This is a genomic window from Allobacillus salarius, from assembly GCF_007559425.1.
Taxonomy (GTDB): Bacteria; Bacillota; Bacilli; order Bacillales; family Alkalibacillaceae; genus Allobacillus; species Allobacillus salarius.
In genome coordinates, this window is record NZ_VMHE01000047.1 from 1 (window position 1) to 4459 (window position 4459).

At 32.7% G+C, this 4459-nt stretch carries 2 protein-coding genes; both read right to left on the reverse strand.

The features are described from left to right. Nucleotides 1-247: 247 nt before the first annotated feature. On the reverse strand, nucleotides 248-3724 hold the full coding sequence (locus tag FPQ13_RS12765; protein ID WP_144089708.1) for a VPA1262 family protein: 3477 nt from the start codon (nucleotides 3722-3724) through the stop codon (nucleotides 248-250). A 70-nt stretch (nucleotides 3725-3794) separates the two neighbouring features. Beyond that, the gene (locus tag FPQ13_RS12770) at nucleotides 3795-4442 is read right to left on the reverse strand and encodes a hypothetical protein (RefSeq protein WP_144089709.1); all 648 of its coding nucleotides are present in this window, start codon (nucleotides 4440-4442) and stop codon (nucleotides 3795-3797) included. Between the last annotated feature and the right edge of the window lie 17 nt (nucleotides 4443-4459).

Genomic DNA, 4459 nt, shown 5'->3' on the forward strand with positions numbered 1-4459 from the left:
CTTTGGGGAGGTACTTCCTTTTTTGTGTTTTGAAACCCTTGCCCTGTAAGGGCTAAGATTTATGAAATTGATTCATTTAGCAAAAACTAGTATAGTAGATTAATAGAAAAACTACAACAATTATCGTTGCCGTTTTTTTCCCTATTTATCCTCCATCATTTTAACAACATTAATAGGAGGCAAAATAAGTGGTGGTACGTTTGAGTTTGATGTGTACGTTGTTATTAATGACCTAACATATGGACTATCATGGATAGGTGGTCTGGTTTGCAAAGTCATATAAATCTTGATCTGTACTATCCGAGCTAATCATCAATTTTTTATCCATTCGGTTAAGTAATTCTGCTATATCTATTTTTTTATCATTTGCAGCTGGGTATGCCAATTCAAAAAATGCTTTCAACCACAGCCCTTGCTTTTTCACCTTATTCCAATTGTGGAAATTATTACTTTTTTCAAAGGGAAGACGAACTTCTCGATTACATTTATTTATTAACTTCTGAAATTGTTTAACTTTTGCATTCCAAGTTTCCTTTGATAGATTGGGTAAGATGCTAGCGCATAGTTCCGTTAATAAGATATCTGTTGGGGCATAGAAAGTAACATAGCCTCCTTTACTCCCTTCAATTTTTTCAAGCAATATATTAATCCAAAAAAGAATAGACTCATCACTTTCAATCTTTTGATCTTGAACTAAACCTAGAACTAAGTCATGATAAATATCTTTTGACCAATCACCAATAGACGGCCCAGATAAACGTCTTAAAATATAATTTTTGTCAGATTCTGAGAGATTATTGGGCCAACATTCTTGAATCTGTTTATATATGTTTATTCTTACATCTTTGATTTCTTTTGACTCATTACCCAATCTATTTGCTTTTACACGCAGGTGGTAAATCCACTCTGAAAATGCAAAGATGCGTTCATTAATGCTGAGTTCAGCAAGATCATAGGTAGAGGGCTTTGAAAAATCCTCAACCTCACTTATTTGAAACCATCTTGCTTGTGATCCTAGTCCACGAAGAGATGGAACGCTAGATAATAATAACAACTTTATCAAATTGTGACTTGGATTAAACAACAAGTGAATAATTAATTCATCCAACAGATACGCCCTTACGACAGAAATATTTCCTTTTTGATATTTCGACTTTTCATGTAACTTTTCTATTGTATTTATTATTAACGACGGCTGTATATAAAGAATTGCTTTTATTGCAAATTGAAGATGATACTGCCCATATAAACGATTATCATAAGATCCATCTAATGATAAATAGGCATCATATAAGCTTCCTTTAAAGTTATGATTTAGGAAATGATTTTTTTGATGAACAGTAATTTCTTGCGTTTCATTAATTCCTTTGGTTATTACATCAGGAGTATCTATTAGATAAGACATGATTCGTTCCCCGAGCTTTACTCCCTGATAATCAGATACCTTATATAAATACTTTTCATAACTAACTATATTTGCTAACCAAATTGAAAAACTCCACCAAAGCAAGGAGAACTTTCTATATTCTTTGTACACTAGCTTTTCAGAAAATCCATTTAAGGTTTTATATATAAACTCTTCATTTTCGACAACAAATTGGAAACTATCTGGATCTATTAACTTATTCTCTAGTAATTTCTGTTTAATAGATTCAATATTTGCGGTTACTATATCAGGATCCTGTAATAACTCTGCAAAAAATAAGCTTGTTTTAGAAATCTTCTTTGAAAAACTATTATCGTTGTTCCTTTTTACCCCATATTCATAAGTGGCGTTATTCACAACCTTTTCTGGGTATAGCTGTATTGCTGATGCATGATTTACGATAGGTGGTTGGGCATTCCTTAGTGCATTTACATAATTAGCCACTTTCGTTAAGATATCAGGAGGAATTGGAGTTATCAATAACGGATCAAATTTTGTTGCAGCCTGAAGAGAATTTGATAAATGATATCCCTCCGAAACATTTCCATTACTATCGTAAATTAATATATAACGATCATGAAAATAGGAAGCTTTCCCACTTTGATTACCACGTATATCTAGTATCTTTAGTTGCAAGCGAGATAAAATTAATCTTAGGTTTTCACAACCCATTTTAATTCGATTAGCACGTTCAGGGTCTAAGCTTTTTTTTTGTGGATCAATTTCACTAAGTTTTGTTTCTGCTTTATCATCGTTTGATACAACCTGAGTGCATGTAATTACTTCAAATGAGGTATTTGTTGTGGGCGTATGTGCTATTAATTCTATGCCTACCGTGTCAAAGTACGGATCTATGATTGATATTAATTTGCTTTCTGTATTATTGGTTATTGACTTAAACCATTCAGCAAAGCTAAGTGCAGATGGACCATTATCTCCCCATCCTTTTTTGAAAAACCTCCCCTTTGATTTAGGGGGAAATAAACGCTCGGCATAATTTTTTATTTCTTCTGAGGCGGGATTCCAAGGATCATGAACATATCCAGCTATATTAGAATGCTGATAACTGGTTTGCTTTACCTTTTCATAATGTTGAATTCTATCCTCAATCTTTTTAGAATTTTTCCACTCCTGTATGGTGCTAAGTTTTACATTTCCTTGTAATCCAACCAACCCCATCGCCATGTTCATTTCTCTCATAAGTGGGGTATCTTGTTCATACCAAATATCCCATTCACCATCTTCTGAGTTAGCAATCCAAACTGTCAATTGAATCCGACTAACTTGTTGATTTGCAGAGTACCGCAATCCCTGTTCAGCAATTTTGGTATCAACTAACTTTACTTGATCTAGCACTATTTCATGATTATTTCTTAAACGACATCTTATTAAAAGTTTGTTGCTAGTCAAATTCAGCCCTGATTGTAAATAAACCTCAACTTCTCTAAAACTAATCGCCTTTAAATTAAAATTATCACTTTGATCTGAAACATTTTCTTTTACTGTACTAAAATCAATTGGTGATTCTTCTGGATCCAGTAATGGTGTTGCAATCCATTCTATATTACCCAATCTACTAGAATCACTACCCTCAAATTTAAGACCTGTTTCCTTCTTCAAAGCATTTATACAGAACCTTACCAATTCATCAGCACAATCTAATGGTTTACTAGGTAAGTCACTCTCTCCCCAAATATTCATTTTCTGCAAGTGAAATAACGAAGCAGATATACAAGATACATAGCGAGAAGGACTTTGAATAGGACGAACGTAGTCTTTATACAATAGGTTTATAGATTCTGTTTCAAGAAAAACAGGTGGACGTACAACATATAATTGTTCTGGTGAAGGGCTTAATGAGAACTCTGATACTTCTTTTGGCGGTTTGATAAGATTCAGATTTTCACAAGCCTTAGATATTGAGTTTCCTTTTAATAACTCCAAAAAAAGAGATGAAATTGACTCTCCACTGGAATAAAATGTAAACTTTTTTATATTTGCTTTATATGCACCTGTGTTAGGGGACCACTTAACTTCTACATCTGCTTTATACCATTTACCGTCACAATAATCAGTAGGTATTACCCATGAGTATAACAAGCGTTGGGAAATGCGTTTTTCCTCACAAATTTCAAGCATCCACAATTGAAGTTGACAATTAACTGCTTTATTCATTATATTTTCTAGTTTTTTATCTAATCTCAATTGTTCGAAGTTATAAAACAACTGGTTATTATCCCTCATCATCGACATCCCTTTTTCATTTATTATATCAAGAAGTACCAATGTGATTAGCAATGGAGGCAGTCGCCTCTTGTTAAAATAGCAAGACTGCCACTTTAAACCATCATCTTTTAAGCTAGAGTAATTAATCTCCTGTATCTTCTTTAAGATTAACTTCTATTTCTTCTTTACTGTCTGTCTTTTCGTTATAGATAACAATTTTTTGATTAGAAGCAAAAGGATAATATTTCATTTTCGTTTTATTCAGCACTATATCATGAAATTTAGCTTGGCCATCGAGTATGATATTATATTTTCTATAGCTAGTAAAATTAGAATCTACTGGTTCACAAGCGTGGGCATAGCCTTCATACAATTCCCCAATTTTAAGAAGAACAAAATCATAATCGTAATTAAAAACTTCAATACTATCATCATCACGGACACTTGCGAATAATAGTTCCAATTGACTTGGGATTTTTGACCTGTCTGGTTCTTTTATATCGATGTAGGCTATTAGAAAATCCGCATTTTTTAAATCAATATCTTCAATTTTCTCTTCACCTTTCTCTACTTGAGCATACACATTTACTTCATTAAACCTGAATTGATGGTCAACAAAAGTAAGGTCATGGTTAATAGCAGAGCATACGTTGTCTATACAATCAGAAATAAAAGTACAAATTTCATTGCATTTATCATTTATTTTAACATCATTAAATGTAATACCATTTGTATTTGGCAAGTAAAAAATGTATGAAATGGCATTTAAAAATGCATGCCCACTTGCCACCTCAATTTATTGGTTCA